General features: G+C 38.7%; 1 protein-coding gene. It reads right to left on the bottom strand.

What is annotated here, in order from left to right; all coding sequences use genetic code 11:
* A partial coding sequence (locus E3E36_RS12095; protein ID WP_167895609.1) for a PKD-like domain-containing protein occupies nucleotides 1-432 on the bottom strand: 432 nt, incomplete at both ends.

The raw sequence follows: 432 nt of genomic DNA, 5'->3' as shown, positions 1-432 counted from the left end.
TACAGTATCACTGCTTGTAGGGCAAATATTCGCACCGCTAATCTTCCACACAAAATAATAATTGTTATTGCCTGTTAACCCGCTAACTGTTGTTGATGCTGCATTGGCATTAGCAATAGTTGCAGCAGGTAAACCAATTTGTGTCCATACCCCATTACCTGTAGTTGGTGTATTGCCTGAAAGTGTTGCTGTTGTTGCATTACACAACTTTTGACTAATACCGGCATTAGCATTGGTTACTTTAGGTTGAACAATAACATATAATGTATCAGGCTTGCTTACACAACCGGAATCTGTAATGGCCATAACAATATATCGCACCCTCGCAGTAGTTGTTCCGATATTAATTAATGAATCAGTAATAGTTTGATTTGCTGTTGTTGCAGTTGTTTGATTGGTGTTTCCTGAAACACTACCCGATAAAACGGTTGA

It is taken from the genome of Thermococcus sp. M36 (genome assembly GCF_012027355.1).
Classification (GTDB): Archaea; Methanobacteriota_B; Thermococci; order Thermococcales; family Thermococcaceae; genus Thermococcus.
The sequence above is the reverse complement of the archived record's forward strand: the minus strand, read 5'-3'. Positions and strand labels throughout refer to the sequence as shown.